The organism is Halomonas meridiana (genome assembly GCF_009846525.1).
GTDB lineage: Bacteria > Pseudomonadota > Gammaproteobacteria > Pseudomonadales > Halomonadaceae > Vreelandella.
Map to the genome: position 1 here is coordinate 3,701,065 of NZ_CP024621.1, position 14,953 is coordinate 3,716,017.

Sequence of the window (14,953 nt, forward strand, 5' to 3'; positions counted from 1 at the left end):
CGCCGTTCTCCTCGAATTAGTTGAGTGATACCCGACCGTCAAATACCCGCGTCGCGGGGCCTACCATGACCAGCGACGCCTCGGGATCCGGCCACTCGATGCTTAACTTGCCGCCGGGCAAATGGACTTTCACCGGACTTTTTAACAGCCCTTGGCGAATACCGCTGGCCACCGCCGCACAGGCGCCCGTGCCACAGGCCAGAGTTTCACCGCTGCCACGCTCGAACACCCGCAGACGAATCTCGCTGGGCGAGACCACCTGCATGAAGCCGACGTTGACCCGCTTGGGAAACCGAGGATGCGACTCCAACAGCGGCCCTAAGCGTTCCACCGGCGCGCGCTCCACGCTTTCGACCTGGAGAACAGCATGCGGATTGCCCATAGAGACCACGCCAAGCTGTAGCGTGTCGCCTTCGACCTCTACCTCGTGCAGCGGCTGGTCCCCCGGCGCGTCGAAGGGCAGCGTGGCCGGGTTGAAGCGCGGCCTGCCCATGTCCACCCGCACCATGCCGTCGTGCTGCACGTTGAGCACCAACGGGCCACCGGCGGTTTCCACATGGATTTCATGCTTGTGGGTCAGGCGCTGGTCACGCACGAAGCGGGCAAAGCAGCGCGCGCCGTTACCGCAGTTTTCTACTTCGCTGCCGTCGGCGTTATAGATGCGGTAGCGAAAGTCCATGTCCGGATCGCGGGGCGGCTCGACGATCAGCAGTTGGTCAAAGCCAATGCCAAAGCGCCGGTCCGCCAGCTGGCGGATCTGCTCGTCCCGCAGGCGCGCCCGCTGGGTGACCAGGTCCACCACCATGAAGTCGTTGCCCAGGCCGTGCATTTTGGTGAAGTGCAGCAGCATCAGCGTGCCCCTTCCGGCAGCAGCGCCTCGCCGGCCCACAGGCTTTCCAGCGTTTCCCGAGCGCGCACCACGTGGTAGGTGTCACCATCCACCATCACCTCCGGCGGGCGCGGGCGGCTGTTGTAGTTCGAGGCCATGACGAAGCCATACGCCCCGGCCGAGCGCACCGCCAACAGGTCGCCTTCGGCGATAGCAAGCTCGCGCTCTTTGCCTAGGAAGTCGCCGGTTTCACACACAGGGCCGACCACGTCGTAGGTGGCGGCATTCCGTACTTGGCGGGTATCCACCGGCACGATGGCCTGCCACGCTTGATAAAGCGCCGGACGAATCAGGTCGTTCATGGCCGCATCGACGATGGCGAAGTTCTTGGTCTCGCCGGGTTTCAAGAACTCTACCCGGGTGAGCATCAATCCGGCGTTGGCCGCAATGGAGCGGCCCGGCTCGAACAGCAGCGTGAGCTGTTCACCGCCTTCCCAGCGGGAGAGGCGCGCCAATAGCTGGCTGGCGTAATCGAAGGGCTGGGGTGGCTTCTCGTCCCGGTAGGGGACGCCTAAGCCGCCCCCCAAATCCAGATGGTCGATCTCGATGCCGCGCTCACGCAGGCGCTCCATCAGCACCAGCAGGCGCTCCAGGGCATCCAGGAACGGCGCGGTTTCGGTGAGCTGCGAGCCGATGTGGCAGTCAAGCCCGGTCACCCGCAGGTTGGGCAGGCTAGCGGCCAGCTGGTACACCTCCAGCGCCTCGTCCACCGGAATACCGAACTTGTTGTCCTTCAAACCGGTGGAAATGTACGGGTGGGTCCCCGCATCCACGTCGGGATTGACGCGCAGCGAGACCGGAGCGACTTTCCCCAGCTCGCCCGCCACGGCGTTCAAGCGCTCGAGTTCCGGGCGCGACTCGACGTTGAAGCATTTGATGCCGACCTCCAGCGCCCGCGCCATCTCCTGGGGCTGCTTGGCGACGCCAGAAAACACCACTTTGGCGGGGTCACCACCGGCTTTGAGCACTCGCTCCAGCTCGCCCACGGAGACGATGTCGAACCCGGCCCCTAGGCGCGCCAACAGGCCCAGCACGGCCAGGTTCGAGTTGGCTTTCACCGCGTAGCAAATCAGGTGCGGGTGGCCGCCAAGCGCTTCGGTGTAGGCACGAAAGTGGCGCTCCAGGGTCGCTTTGGAGTAGACGTAGCAGGGTGTTCCCAGCTTATCCGCCAGCTGCGTTAACGGTACGTCCTCGGCGTAGAGCACGCCGTTGCGGTAGTTAAAGTGATCCATTACCCCTCCTGCTCGGCGGCCGAATCGGATGTGTCATCAGGCAAATAGAGTGGCCCTTTCTGGCCACAGCCGACGAGTAGCAGCGCGGCCAGCAGCAGCGCGCTAAGTGTGATCGCGTGACGCATCATGACGTACCCTTGAGCGCCGCCAGCGCTTCACGGGCACGGCTGGCCGCCGCGCGCACTTGGTCAGGCGCGGTGCCGCCAATATGGTTACGGGCGGCCACCGAGCCCTCCAGGGTCAGTACGTCAAAGACGTCCTGCGCGATGATATCGGAGAACTGCTGAAGCTCTTCCAGCGTCATTTCAGAGAGGTCCTTCTTGGTTTTCAGGCCGTAGGCGACTGACAAACCAACGATTTCATGGGCATCGCGGAAGGCCACGCCTTTACGCACCAGGTAGTCCGCCAGATCGGTCGCGGTGGAGAAGCCGCGACGCGCCGCTTCGTACATGCTCTCTTTCTTCGGCTCGATGGCAGGCACCATGTCCGCAAAGGCTTTCAGACAGTCGCGCACGGTGTCGACGGCGTCGAACAGCGGCTCTTTGTCTTCCTGGTTGTCCTTGTTGTAGGCCAGCGGCTGCGACTTCATCAGCGTCAGCAGCGCCATCAGATGGCCATACACGCGGCCGGTTTTACCACGCACCAACTCGGGCACGTCGGGGTTCTTCTTCTGCGGCATGATGGAGGAGCCGGTGCAGAAGCGGTCGGGCAGGTCGATGAAGTCGAACTGGGCGCTGGTCCACAGCACCAGCTCTTCGCTCATGCGCGACAGGTGCATGAGCAAAATGCTGGCAAAGCTGGTGAATTCGATGGCGAAGTCGCGATCCGACACCGCATCCAGCGAGTTTTCCGCCGGGCGGTCGAAGCCGAGCAACTCGGCGGTTACGTGGCGGTCGATGGGGTACGTCGTGCCCGCCAGGGCGGCGGCACCCAGCGGCATCACGTTCACACGCTTGCGGCAATCCAGCAGGCGCTCGTGGTCACGGGCCAGCATCTCTTGCCACGCCAGCAGATGATGGCCAAAAGTGACCGGCTGGGCGGTTTGCAGATGGGTGAAGCCCGGCATGATGGTGTCGGCTTCGCGCTCGGCAAGTTCGATCATGCCGTCGCGCAGGCGTGTCAGCTCCGCTTCGATCACGTCGATCTCATCGCGCATGAACAGGCGAATGTCGGTCGCGACTTGGTCGTTGCGCGAGCGACCGGTGTGCAGCTTCTTGCCGGTAATGCCGATTTTGTCGGTCAGGCGTGCTTCGATGTTCATATGCACGTCTTCCAGCGGCACCGACCAGTTGAACTCGCCCCGCTCGATTTCGCCCTGGATCTCGGTCAAGCCGTTGATGATGGCATCACGCTCGTCGTCGGTCAGCACGCCCACTCGCGCCAGCATGGTGGCGTGGGCGATCGAGCCCTGAATATCCTGGCGCGCCAGGCGCTGGTCGAAGGTCACAGACGCGGTAAAGCGCGCAACAAAGGCATCGGTGGGCTCGCTGAAGCGACCGCCCCAAGACTGGTTCGTAGCTTGGCTCATCGGTGAGATATCCTGCTGACAAATCTAATGGAGTCGTTAAGAGAAAGTGTACCAGAGTCACTGCGTGGAGCGGCATGCCATTTGCGATCGCGCCCCTTACGAGGTCGGGGCGGCGGGGCTGGTGGTGTCCACCGGCGACTCCAAAAAGTGCCGAAGCGCGCTCAGCGACATCGGGCGGGCGAAGTAGTAGCCCTGGAAGTGGTCACACTGCAGAGTGCGCAGGTGATGAAACTGCTCGGCGGTTTCGATGCCTTCGACGAGCACCTCCAGCCCCAGCTTGTCGGCCATGATGACCACGCCCTCGACAATGGCCGCGTCGCGGGAGTCCGTGGCCACGTCGCGCACGAACGAACGGTCGACTTTCAGCTTGTTGATCGGCAGTCGTTTCAGGTAACTCAGGCTGGAGAAGCCGGTGCCGAAGTCGTCGAGTGCGATGTGAACGCCCAACTGGCGCAGCGCTTGCAGGGCTTGAATGGTGTGCTCGGCACTATCCATCAACACGCCTTCGGTCAGCTCTAACTCCAACAAGGCCGGCGGTAAACCGCTGCGCGCCAGCACCTGCTGTACGGAATCCAAAAAGCCCGGACGCTGAAACTGCATGGGCGACACGTTGATCGCCATGGTCATGGGTGCCGCGCTTTGTGCGTTGAGCGCGACCGCGTCACGACAGGCCGTTTCCAGCACCCACTCACTGATCGGGATGATTTGACCGGTATCCTCGGCCAGAGCAATGAACTGTCCCGGCGGAATGTTGCCACGCTCGGGGTGGTGCCACCGAATGAGCGCTTCGACCCCGGCGACGCGACCGCTGTGATGTATCTGCGGCTGGTAATGAAGCTCGAACTGCTGCTGTTCGATGGCCTGCTGCAGCGCGTGGCGCAGATTGACCCGTTCGGTCACCTTGCGGTTCAGCTCGTCGGTGTACCACTGGAAGGTGTTACGCCCCCGCCGCTTGGCTTTATACATGGCAAGATCGGCTTGTTGAATCAGTTGGCGGGGCGCTTGAATCGTCCCATCGTCGGTGGCGATGCCGATACTGGCGGTAATGCGTAGCTCGCTACCACGATACCAATAGGGTGCCGACACTCTCGCCAGCAGCCGCTCGACCACCTGCAGCACGTCATCTTCGTGGGCCAAGTCCGGCAGCAGCACGATGAATTCGTCGCCTCCAAAGCGCGCTACGGTATCCCAAGGGCGCAGCTCTTCCTCCAGGCGCTTGGCGACGTCGCGCAGGATATAGTCGCCCACTTCATGGCCCAGGGTGTCGTTGATCGGTTTGAAGTCATCCAGATCGATGAACAGTACGGCCAAGTACCGGTGATAGCGCCTGGCCAGCAAGCAGCCCTGATCAAGACGCTGGTCGAGCATGAGCCGGTTGGGCAGCCCGGTCAGCGCGTCGTGGTTGGCGTTATGACTCAGCTGAGCCTGGTACTCTCGCTGGGCGGTAATGTCGTTTTGCGCGCCGATGAAGTGCGTCACGACGCCCCCCTCATCGCGCACTGGTGAAATATAGAGGTCGTTCCAGAAAGGAGCGCCGCTGCGGCGATAGTTACGAATCACCACGTGGACATCGCGCTGCGCTTTGATGCCCTCACGCAGCTGCGCCAGGGTAGCGGGGTCGGTATCGGTGCCCTGTAAAAAGCGGCAGTTGCGACCCAGAGCATCCTCGCGGGAGTACCCGGTAATGCGCTCGAACGCGGCATTGACGTAGACCATGGGCAAATCGGGGCGCTGGGCATCCACGATCACCACCCCGTTGGTGCTGGACTCCACGCTGCGCTCCAACAGCGTCAGCTGCCGCTCGGTGTCTTTGCGTTCAGTGATGTCTTGGGTCGACCCCTGCACCTGAATAATCTGCCCCAGCTCATCGCGCACGGCACGGCCAATCACCCGCACCCAGCGCCGCCGTCCTCGCTGGGTAATGATTTCGAACTCTTCATCGAAGCTTACCCCCTGCTCGCAGCAGGCGGAGAAGACGGCTTGCAGACGCGGCCGCGCGCTGGGAGTGTAAAACCCAATGGCTTCTTCCAAAGTAGGCTGATGCCCCACCGGCATATCGTGCAGGCGGCAGACCTCCTCGGACCAGATGGGCAGCCCCACCGCCATGTCCAGGTACCAACCGCCGATATGCGCCGTTTCACCGGCAATGCGAAACAGGCGCTGGTTGCGCCTAAGCTGCTTCTCCACCGCTTTGCGCCGGGTAATGTCCCGCGCGATGACGTAGATCACCCGATCACCGGCGGAGGCCGACACTTCCAACCAAACCCGCTTACCGTCTAACGTCAGCGCGCACACGTCGAAAGCACTGACCTTCTCCCCGCGGCACAAGCTTGCCAGCGCCGCTTCGATCACGGGATGATCACGCGTCTCGATCACGACACCGCACGGCTTTCCCAGGAGGGCGTCCGCTGAGTAGCCGAGCAGCGTCTCGAAGGTGGGGTTGACGCTGAGCAGCGTACCCGCAAAGTCAATGCAACAGAACAAATCCTGCGAGAGCAGGAAGAACTGGTCGAGCTTGCCTTGCGGTTCAGCGAGGGGCATGGCGTTTCCTAAATAGGCGTTCAACGCATTCAGTGCTGGCCTTAAATATGGCCGGTTATTTTTACTGTGTGGCTGGGTGCTTTATGATGAGAATTATCACAGTTCGACGCGCCGTGTCAGCGGCAAAGGGAGAATCAGGTGTCATCCATCACTAAATTGCGCATCGCCACGCGTAAAAGTCAGTTGGCCATGTGGCAGGCCGAGTACGTCCGCGACCGCTTGATGGCGGCACATAGCGGTCTGGAAGTTGAGCTTGTCCCCCTCTCCACCAAAGGTGACAAAATTCTCGATACGCCTCTCTCCAAAATTGGCGGGAAAGGGCTATTCGTCAAGGAGCTCGAAGACGCCATGCTGGATGGGCGCGCCGACATTGCCGTGCATTCGATGAAAGACGTGCCGATGCACTTTCCAGAAGGCTTGGGGCTCTCGGTGATTTTGGAAGGGGCAGATCCCACCGATGCGTTTGTGTCCAATCACTATAGCAGTATCGACGAGCTGCCCGAAGGTGCACGTATCGGCACCGCCAGCCTGCGCCGTGGCCTGCAAATGCGCGAAGCACGCCCGGATCTCCAGATTCTCAACCTGCGCGGTAACGTACAAACCCGTCTTGGCAAGCTCGACGACGGCGAATTCGATGCCATTATCCTGGCGACCTCCGGCCTGCAGCGTTTGGGTCTCGACGCACGGATCGCGCAAGCGCTGCCTCCCGAAATCTGCCTGCCTGCCTGTGGCCAAGGCGCGCTGGGCATCGAGTGCCGCCTGCACGATCCCGAGCTGATTGCGCTGCTGGCACCCTTGGACGACCAGGACACCGCCACCCGCGTGCGCGCCGAGCGCGCCATGAATACCCGCCTGGAAGGCGGCTGCCAAGTGCCCATTGCCGGGCATGCCATTCTGGATAAAGCCAACGACACCCTGTGGCTACGCGGGCTTGTCGGTAACCCCGAAGGCACGGAAGTGCTGCGCGCCGAAGGCCGTGGCTCTATCCACGAGCCGGAAGCGCTCGGTATTCGGATTGCCGAAGAGCTGCTGGATCAAGGCGCTGGCGATATCCTGGCCGAGGTGTACGGCCGCCACGTATGAACCAACCGGTACTGATTTGCCGCCCCGGAGAGCGGGGGCAAGCCCTGGCGGATGCCTTACGCGAACGCCATGGCTGGGTGGAGCCGCTTGACATGATGCGCCTGGAGGCGCTGCCTGAAGAGGCCGCCCAGCGCCAAGTCTGGTTGGATATTGATCAGTACCATAAGATAGTGGTGGTCAGCCCCTTCGCTGCGCACTGTTTGAGCGAGGCGCTGGATCGCTACTGGCCCCAGCTCCCCGTCGGGATTGATTACTATAGCGTTGGACGGGGCACTGCCAGCATACTGTCCGATCAGCTTGGGGTGCGGGTGCGTATTCCTCCGCCCCAACAGGGGGAGGACACCAGTGAAGCGCTGCTCTCGCTGGCATCGCTTCGCCAGTTGACGCACCAGCGCGTACTACTGGTGGCAGGCGAAGGGGGCCGCACGCTAATCGCCGACACCCTGGCGGCACGCGGCGCCCAGGTGACTCGTTTGGCGGTCTACCGGCGAACGTATCAGCCGCCGCCCTCCGTCCTGCGCGAGCGCCTACACAGTGGCGACTACCGGGCGCTGATCGTCACCAGCGGCGAACTGCTTGAATATCTGGCAAAATGGTGTGGTCCAGCAGCGTTGAACCAACCGCTAATCGTTTCCAGTCACCGTTTAGCTACACTGGCCGGTAAACTGGGTTTTTGTGACCTCAAGGTGGCGTCGGGAGCAACGCCGGCTGCGCTGGTGGCCGCGTTGGATCGGTCCTGCAACCCATAGGGTGCCGATGTCGATCAAGGAACTTAATAAGGGCTAGCGACAGATGAGCAAACAACCAAACGAGCAGGAAGGCGTCAACAACACGTCTGCCGATGCATCCCAAGCGAGCACGCCGTCGAGCGATAGTGCGGCCTCCTCGGCGAAAAGCGAGTCGACTGCTGGCAGCGCCTCCTCGTCTTACGCGGCCAAAAATAGCCGCTCGCGCCGCCGTAACAAAGGTGGCCCGACTAATTCCCACACGAGCGCATCCAGCGCCAGTGCAACCACGTCCAGCCCCGCTCAGGAAAGCGCCTCTAAACAGACAAGCGCCCCTAACGATACCAAAGCGACGGCAGCAGATACCAAACCGACTGCCACAGCTACGCCTGCAGCGTCCACATCTGCTAAAAGTGGCAACACATCCGCTACGGGCAGCACAGGCAAACCGACGCCGCCCACTTCTACCGGTGGTGGTGGCAGCAAAGGTGGCGGCGTAGCCCTTGCCCTGGTGATTATCCTGGCACTCGCCCTGGGGCTGGTCGCTTGGCAAGGATGGCAGCGCCTGGATAGTCAGCAGCAGCGCTTGGATGAGCTGGCACAGCAAGCGCAAAACAGCGCCTCCCAGCAAGCCGTCAGCGAGCTTGAAACACGTATCGATGAAGGCGAAGCCGAACGTAGCCAGGCACTAGACAGCACCATGAGCGAGCTGCGTAGCGAGCTGGATAGCTACCGCAGCGAAGTGAACGGCACGCTGGACGACGTACTGGCACAGCTTTCTCAAGAGCAGGACACCGACGAGCGCGACTGGCTCCACGCCGAAGCCGCCTACCTGCTGCGCTTGGCGAACCAGCGCCTACAGTTAGAAGGCGATGTGGAAGGTGCCGCTGCGCTGCTGCGTACCGCCGATGCCCGCCTAGCCGATGCCGATAACCCGGCACTGACGCCCGTGCGTCGCGAGATTGCCAACGAGCTCGCCGCGCTGGATGCCGTGCCTCAAGTGGACCGCACCGGTATTTACTTGGCCCTGAATGCCCAGCAAGAGCGCGTGGCAGGTCTACGTCTGTCTCAAGAAATCGAAGAGCGCGCCGTGACGTCGAGCATCGAACAGCCGCCTACCGGCACGTTCCAGCGCCAGCTTGCCCGGTTCGGTGAAGAGCTCAAAGACCTCGTCGTCATTCGTCAGCACGATGAAGCACTGGAAGCGCTGATCACCCCTGAACAAGAGTCCTATCTGCGCCAGAGCCTGCGCCTGATTCTTGAGCAGTCTCAGCTAGCGCTGCTTAAAGAGGAGCCGGAGCTGTACGAAGCGAGCATCGACAAAGCTTTGGAACTGCTGAACGGCTACTACGACACCGAGCGTGAAGAGACCCAGAGCGTGATTGCCCGCCTGCAAGAGCTGAAACAGGTTCAGGTACAGCCCGAGCTGCCGGACATCAGCGCCTCTCAACAAGCGCTGGCCAGCTTCATCGACAATCGCTTCGAGTCGCGCCGTCAGGATGGAGGTGATGCATGAGAAAACTCATCCTGCTAATTGTTGCGGGCCTTGCGGTTGGCGCACTCTTCGGGCACCTGATGATGTCGGTGCCCGGCTACTGGCTGATTCGGGTCGGTGACACGTCGGTTCAAACCTCGTTCTGGTTTGGTCTGGTGCTGTTGCTGGGTGCCTTTATTGTGCTGCACTTCGCTCTGCGCCTGCTCACCGGCATTATTCGCCCAGTGGGTCGCTTCCGCACCTGGAACAGCCGTGCCCGCAACCGTCGCGCCATGAAACGCACCGTGCGCGGCTTGGTGGCGCTCACCGAAGGCCGCTGGAAGAAAGCGGAGAAAACCTTGGTGCGCGCTGCCGATGACTCCAGCACGCCGCTGGTGAACTACCTCTCGGCCGCGTTGGCCGCTCACTACCAAGGCCACCACGAGAAGTCCCAAGAGCACCTTAACCAGGCCCAGCTGACCACCGATGGCGCGGATACCGCCATTGGCTTGATGCAGGCGCAGCTGATGATCGACCGTCAGCAGCCGGAAGAGGCCCTGGCGATTCTCAATCGCCTGGATAAGCAGCTCACCAATCATCCTCAGGTATTGAAGCTTCTGAAGCAGGTACACCTGAGCGTCAACGATTGGGAAGGCCTGCGTCGCCTGATTCCACGCTTGGCCGCGCAGAAGCTCATCACGCAGCAGGAGCGCGAACAGCTGGAGTTCAAAGCGTATCGCGAGCTGATCATCTTCGAAGCGAAGAACCCTACCAATATCGAACGGGTTCGCGGGCTGTGGGCGGATATGCCCGACTACCTGCGCGGCAATACCGAGCTGATCGTGCTCTATACCGAGGCACTGCTACACGCCAACGAAGAGCCGATTGCCGAGCGTCTGCTGAACCACTCGCTGGATAACCACTGGGACGCCCGCTTGGTCAAGCGCTACGGCCTGCTCAATGTCGATGCCGCTCGCCAGCTGGCCAAGGCCGAAAAGTGGCTGCAAGAGCGTCCCAACGACCCCGAGCTGCTGCTCGCCTGTGGCCGCCTGTCGCTGCGTGTAGGGCAGTGGGAAAAAGCGCTGGAGTACTTTGAAGCCAGCCAGCGCCAGCGCCCCAATGGCGAAGTGTGTGCCGAGCTTGCCCGCCTCTACGCAAGCCTAGGCGAGCACAACAAGAGCCAGCTCTACTATCGTCACAGTGTTGATATGCTAGCCAAATCTCTGCCATCGCTGCCCCAACCCAGCGATGCCAGTGACAGCACGCAAAGCGATAAGAAAGCAGCGAAAAAGACGGCGTAACCGCCTTCTGTAACGCAAAAAGGGTGCCCACGGGCACCCTTTTTTAATGACGCGTCGCTACACGCTCTCGGCAGGCTTCTCTGGGGCCGCTGTCTGCAGCTCAGACGTACAGTGACCACAGCGGACGGCCTTGATCGGCACCACCATAAAACAGTACGGGCAGGGCTTTTCGGTCGGGTCTGCCGGTGCCACCGCCTCTTCGCGCTTTAAGCGGTTGATGGTACGCACCAGCAAAAACACCACGAACGCGACGATGGAGAAGCTCACCACCGCGTTGATAAACAGCCCCACGTTCAGCGTCACCGCCCCCGCCGCTTGAGCTTCCGCCAAGGTGGCATAGGGCGCTCCCGCCACGCCTTCCCGCAATACAACAAACAGATTCGAAAAATCGATCCCACCCACCAACAGGCCAATCAGCGGATTCATCACGTCTTTGACGAGGCTTTGCACGATCAGCGTAAACGCTCCGCCAATGATGATACCCACCGCCATATCAATGACGTTGCCCTTAACAGCAAACTCGCGGAATTCCCGAAAAAATTTAGCCATACGCCGTTTAACCTCACCAAGCCAATGAAACGCCAAGGGCTAAGTTGCCCTGAGAGAAGAATGGGCCACGGTTAAAAGTGCGGCAAGGGCTAAAGGTCATATAAAAAAGCCCAAACACGGTGTGTTTAGGCAAAGAGTAAAGGGCTCAAGTATTAGCGCTTATTCAAGCGACTCATAGGGCAGGCCAACATAGTTTTCCGCAATGGTAGTTAGCCCTGCCTCGGAGCTAGTGACGTAATCCAATTCTGCCAGTTGCATACGGCTATTAAAGTCTTCCCCATCGGAAAAATTATGCAGCATGGAGGTCATCCACCAGGAGAACCGCTCTGCCTTCCAGATGCGTTTCAAGCACGTTTGCGAGTAGCGTTCGATCAGGTCGGTGCGGCCTTCTTGGTAAACCTTCACCATTAATCGATAGAGGGTATTCACATCGCTAGCGGCTAGATTAAGTCCCTTGGCACCGGTGGGTGGCACGATATGGGCGGCATCACCCACCAAGAACAGTCGCCCGTGTTGCATCGGCTCAACGACATAGCTGCGCAGAGGCGCGATACTTTTCTCAATTGATGGCCCCGTGACCAGCTTTTGGGCCACCTCTTCGGGCAAGCGACGTTTAAGCTCTTCCCAAAATCGCTCATCAGACCAGTTTTCTACCTTTTCATCTGACGGTACCTGGAGATAGTAGCGGCTGCGAGTGGCGGAACGCATGCTGCAGAGGCTAAAGCCACGCTCGTGCCGGGCGTAGATCAGCTCATCGGAGACCGGCGGAGTATCCGAAAGCACACCGAGCCAGCCAAACGGATACACCTTTTCAAACTCTTTGATGCGGTCTTGAGGAATCGCTTGGCGGGATACGCCGTGGTAGCCGTCACAACCGGCAATATAATCACAATCAAGCCTGACCGTTTCGCCATTGTGTTCAAAGGTCAGGTAGGGATGATCACTTTCAAGATCATGAGGTTGAACGTTTTCTGCTTCGTAGAGCGTCGTGGCTCCAGCTGCTTCACGGGCCTGCATCAAATCCCGTGTCACCTCTGTTTGGCCATACACCATTACCTTGCTACCACCGGTCAGCTCATCTAACGGAATACGCACACGACGATTATCGAAGGCAAGTTCGAAGCCATTGTGGGGCAGGCCCTCTTCCTTCATGCGCTGGTCGACTCCCGCTTCGCGCAAGAGGTCAACCATACCCTGCTCTAGCACGCCCGCGCGAATACGGCTCAACACATACTCGCCGCTACGACGCTCGACAATCACGTTATCAATACCTTTACGATGCAATAGTTGGCCCAGCAATAGGCCAGAAGGACCTGCACCAATAATAGCAACCTGCGTTTTCATAGGGGGTGCCTCATCATTATCGTTATACAAATTCTAATAGTTGTATTTTTCAATGAAACATGCCTCTAAATAAGGCATGATAGAAATAATTATTTGGACTTTTCCAGCCTTATCACACAACCTTAGTCGTAGCTAAAAGGGAGAAGAGTGATGGCAGCACCCTCCGTGCATCCCGTTCCTGTTTTCAAGCTTTATGGAGAAACAAAGCACTGGCCTACGCCGGATTTACTCCATTGCGAATCAATCCCAGAGCGCAGTCGGCTACATGATTGGCATATCCGCCCCCATCGCCATGCTGACCTAGTTCATATTCTGTTGATTAGTCAGGGCAGCGTCACGTTAGAGCTAGAGGGAACACGTCATAATTTGCAAAGTGCTGTCACAATTGTTGTGCCCGCCATGGCAATTCATGGTTTCCACTTTTCATCCGATGTACAAGGGCACATCATTACACTGGCCAAGCCGCTGGCAGATCATCTGCATGCTTTGATGGGAGAGAGCAGTGCTCTTAAAAAGGCTGACTTTTTCCATCTATCGTCTTCAAGCGAGAAAGAGCGTGTTGCCACCTTAGTGGCACAGATCGATCAGGAGTACCGCCAATTCGCACCTGGACGAAACCAGTTGCTTGAAGCGCTTATCCAGGCACTTATCGTCGAACTTTCGCGCCTTTACAGTAATGCGAGAAGCACAGCAAAACGCTATACCCCTCGACAAAACGACAAGGGACACCAGCACCTAGAGCAATTTCAAACACTGATTGAGGCTTATTATCGCGAGCAGCCCAGCATTGAGTGGTTAGCCGGGCAGGTAGGCGTCAGCAGTGCACACTTGAATATGCTTTGCCGCCAACTTGCTGGGCGCAGCGCTCTACAGCTACTGCACGAGCGTTTACTGTTGGAAGCCAAGCGCCAGCTCACCTATACCAATATGACTATTGGCCAGGTCTCTGATAGCCTGGGCTTCTCCGAACCCGCCTACTTCACGCGCTTCTTCAAGCGCAATACCGAGCTTTCACCACGGGCCTTTCGGCTACGTCAGCATGCTAATAAGATCCCAAACAAAGAAGTCTCCGGCCAGCTGACTTGACTAAAGGCGAGGCAATTGCGGCAACTTGTACATGCGACCGCTAAATATAGTTGTATCGCCTTCGCCCCAGGCTTGAGGTATTAGCTGATCTGGATTATTGGCTTGACGGTGATGCCTTCCTTAGAGTCTTTGAAGGCCTGGTGAATCTGTTCGGGTGAGTAGAACTTGACCAGCCGATCAAAAGGGAAGCGCCCATCTTTGAAGTAAGCGACCAACTGGGGAATGAACACCCGCGGTACCGAATCACCCTCAATCACCCCAATCATCGACTTGCCTTCGGCCATTAAATCGTGATGTACGTCCAGGGTGACCTCGGGAGTGACACCGACAATAGCCGAGACCCCAAGCGGGCAAAGCCCCTGCAGGGACTGACGTACCACCATCGGCACACCAGTGGTTTCTACAGCGAACTGACTGCCTTTACCTGTGATCTCTCTGACACGCTCGACAGTGTCTTCCTGCTGGCCATTGATAGCATGAGTCGCCCCCAGCTCGCAGGCCAACTTGAGGCGGCTGTCATGAACATCCACTGCAATAATTTGGCGGCAGCCGACAATCTTTGCTGCCATGATGGCAGAGAGCCCTACCGCCCCGCAGCCATAGACCACTAGGCTTGACCCAAAATCAGGCTTGAGCCGGTTGAGCACTGTGCCTGCCCCAGTCTGGATGCCACAACCGAGTGGACCGAGTAAAGCCAAGTCCACCTCCGAGTCAACCAGTACCGCGTTTCGAGCGCTGACCACAGCGTGGGTAGCAAAGGATGATTGCCCAAAGAAAGTGGCCAGTGGCTCACCTCTCCTCGCCAGTCGTTGGCTGCCATCATCCATGGCACCACCGAAGTTAAGCTCGTTGAATGTGTCGCAAACAGTGGGATGGCCGGTCAAACAGTGGTCGCATTTACCACAGTGAGCAAATGACAGCACGACATGATCGCCCACCTTAAGACCTGACACACCCTCTCCAAGGGCCTCTACTACTCCAGCGCCCTCGTGGCCTAACACGATTGGAAAGGGGGCAATGCCCAGGTCTCTTGCCACCGCATCAGTATGGCAGACACCAGTAGCCACAATTCGAACCCGTACCTCGCCCAGGCTAGGCTCTTCCAGCTCAACTGCCTGCCACTCAAAGTCTTGCCCTTGTTTAGAGATCACGGCCGCTTGAATTTGCATGGTTAACTCCTCACCTTAAGAATTTGAAAGCC

At 59.3% G+C, this 14,953-nt stretch carries 13 protein-coding genes; 5 read left to right on the forward strand and 8 right to left on the reverse strand.

The genetic code is table 11. The annotated features are described in order from the left end of the window. Positions 1-16: 16 nt before the first annotated feature. The 5 genes from dapF to CTT34_RS17490 all read right to left on the reverse strand — a co-directional run bounded on the left by dapF (position 17) and on the right by CTT34_RS17490 (position 6,190). On the reverse strand, positions 17-850 hold the full coding sequence (dapF, locus tag CTT34_RS17470; protein WP_159343546.1) for a diaminopimelate epimerase: 834 nt from the start codon (positions 848-850) through the stop codon (positions 17-19). Then, the gene (gene lysA / locus CTT34_RS17475; RefSeq protein WP_159343547.1) at positions 850-2,121 is read right to left on the reverse strand and encodes a diaminopimelate decarboxylase; all 1,272 of its coding nucleotides are present in this window, start codon (positions 2,119-2,121) and stop codon (positions 850-852) included. Before lysA ends, dapF begins: the two co-directional genes overlap by 1 nt. Continuing rightward, a complete protein-coding gene (lptM, locus tag CTT34_RS17480) occupies positions 2,121-2,249 on the reverse strand; it encodes an LPS translocon maturation chaperone LptM (protein WP_159343548.1) in 129 nt (42 codons plus the stop codon). The genes lysA and lptM overlap by 1 nt, the downstream gene beginning before the upstream one ends. After that, on the reverse strand, positions 2,246-3,649 hold the full coding sequence (argH, locus tag CTT34_RS17485; protein ID WP_159343549.1) for an argininosuccinate lyase: 1,404 nt from the start codon (positions 3,647-3,649) through the stop codon (positions 2,246-2,248). Before argH ends, lptM begins: the two co-directional genes overlap by 4 nt. A gap of 96 nt (positions 3,650-3,745) precedes the next feature. Then, entirely contained in the window at positions 3,746-6,190 is a 2,445-nt protein-coding gene (locus CTT34_RS17490) for a sensor domain-containing protein (RefSeq protein ID WP_159343550.1), read from the reverse strand. 138 nt (positions 6,191-6,328) lie between these two features. On the opposite strand from CTT34_RS17490, the gene hemC reads away from it, so the two are divergent. Genes hemC through CTT34_RS17510 form a run of 4 tightly spaced genes read left to right on the forward strand, consistent with a single transcriptional unit; the run spans position 6,329 to position 10,773 of the window. Next, positions 6,329-7,273 (forward strand): hydroxymethylbilane synthase, encoded by a 945-nt coding sequence (gene hemC, locus CTT34_RS17495; RefSeq protein ID WP_159343551.1) that lies wholly within the window; start codon positions 6,329-6,331, stop codon positions 7,271-7,273. Continuing rightward, entirely contained in the window at positions 7,270-8,022 is a 753-nt protein-coding gene (locus CTT34_RS17500; RefSeq protein WP_159343552.1) for a uroporphyrinogen-III synthase, read from the forward strand. The genes hemC and CTT34_RS17500 overlap by 4 nt, the downstream gene beginning before the upstream one ends. A gap of 43 nt (positions 8,023-8,065) precedes the next feature. Then, positions 8,066-9,514 (forward strand): uroporphyrinogen-III C-methyltransferase, encoded by a 1,449-nt coding sequence (locus tag CTT34_RS17505; RefSeq protein WP_254436422.1) that lies wholly within the window; start codon positions 8,066-8,068, stop codon positions 9,512-9,514. Then, positions 9,511-10,773 (forward strand): heme biosynthesis HemY N-terminal domain-containing protein, encoded by a 1,263-nt coding sequence (locus CTT34_RS17510; protein WP_159343553.1) that lies wholly within the window; start codon positions 9,511-9,513, stop codon positions 10,771-10,773. The genes CTT34_RS17505 and CTT34_RS17510 overlap by 4 nt, the downstream gene beginning before the upstream one ends. A gap of 57 nt (positions 10,774-10,830) precedes the next feature. Here CTT34_RS17510 and mscL read toward each other — a convergent pair whose 3' ends face one another. Continuing rightward, the gene (gene mscL / locus CTT34_RS17515; protein ID WP_159343554.1) at positions 10,831-11,322 is read right to left on the reverse strand and encodes a large conductance mechanosensitive channel protein MscL; all 492 of its coding nucleotides are present in this window, start codon (positions 11,320-11,322) and stop codon (positions 10,831-10,833) included. 159 nt (positions 11,323-11,481) lie between these two features. After that, complete coding sequence (gene pobA, locus CTT34_RS17520; RefSeq protein ID WP_159343555.1) at positions 11,482-12,666, reverse strand: 4-hydroxybenzoate 3-monooxygenase; 1,185 nt, start codon at positions 12,664-12,666, stop codon at positions 11,482-11,484. A gap of 150 nt (positions 12,667-12,816) precedes the next feature. On the opposite strand from pobA, the gene CTT34_RS17525 reads away from it, so the two are divergent. Then, positions 12,817-13,752 carry a helix-turn-helix domain-containing protein gene (locus CTT34_RS17525; protein WP_159343556.1) on the forward strand — a complete coding sequence of 312 codons (936 nt, stop codon included), beginning with the start codon at positions 12,817-12,819 and terminating at the stop codon, positions 13,750-13,752. A gap of 80 nt (positions 13,753-13,832) precedes the next feature. On the opposite strand, the gene CTT34_RS17530 is transcribed toward CTT34_RS17525, so the two are convergent. Next, the gene (locus CTT34_RS17530; RefSeq protein WP_159343557.1) at positions 13,833-14,921 is read right to left on the reverse strand and encodes an NAD(P)-dependent alcohol dehydrogenase; all 1,089 of its coding nucleotides are present in this window, start codon (positions 14,919-14,921) and stop codon (positions 13,833-13,835) included. Positions 14,922-14,953: the final 32 nt, after the last annotated feature.

Excerpts from the sequence above, each read along its gene's own strand:
- dapF (WP_159343546.1), bottom strand. The coding sequence starts at position 850 with ATGCTGCTGCACTTCACCAAAATGCACGGCCTGGGCAACGACTTCATG.
- lysA (WP_159343547.1), bottom strand. The coding sequence starts at position 2,121 with ATGGATCACTTTAACTACCGCAACGGCGTGCTCTACGCCGAGGACGTA.
- lptM (WP_159343548.1), bottom strand. The coding sequence starts at position 2,249 with ATGATGCGTCACGCGATCACACTTAGCGCGCTGCTGCTGGCCGCGCTG.
- argH (WP_159343549.1), bottom strand. The coding sequence starts at position 3,649 with ATGAGCCAAGCTACGAACCAGTCTTGGGGCGGTCGCTTCAGCGAGCCC.
- CTT34_RS17490 (WP_159343550.1), bottom strand. The coding sequence starts at position 6,190 with ATGCCCCTCGCTGAACCGCAAGGCAAGCTCGACCAGTTCTTCCTGCTC.
- CTT34_RS17500 (WP_159343552.1), top strand. The coding sequence starts at position 7,270 with ATGAACCAACCGGTACTGATTTGCCGCCCCGGAGAGCGGGGGCAAGCC.
- CTT34_RS17505 (WP_254436422.1), top strand. The coding sequence starts at position 8,066 with ATGAGCAAACAACCAAACGAGCAGGAAGGCGTCAACAACACGTCTGCC.
- CTT34_RS17510 (WP_159343553.1), top strand. The coding sequence starts at position 9,511 with ATGAGAAAACTCATCCTGCTAATTGTTGCGGGCCTTGCGGTTGGCGCA.
- mscL (WP_159343554.1), bottom strand. The coding sequence starts at position 11,322 with ATGGCTAAATTTTTTCGGGAATTCCGCGAGTTTGCTGTTAAGGGCAAC.
- pobA (WP_159343555.1), bottom strand. The coding sequence starts at position 12,666 with ATGAAAACGCAGGTTGCTATTATTGGTGCAGGTCCTTCTGGCCTATTG.
- CTT34_RS17525 (WP_159343556.1), top strand. The coding sequence starts at position 12,817 with ATGGCAGCACCCTCCGTGCATCCCGTTCCTGTTTTCAAGCTTTATGGA.
- CTT34_RS17530 (WP_159343557.1), bottom strand. The coding sequence starts at position 14,921 with ATGCAAATTCAAGCGGCCGTGATCTCTAAACAAGGGCAAGACTTTGAG.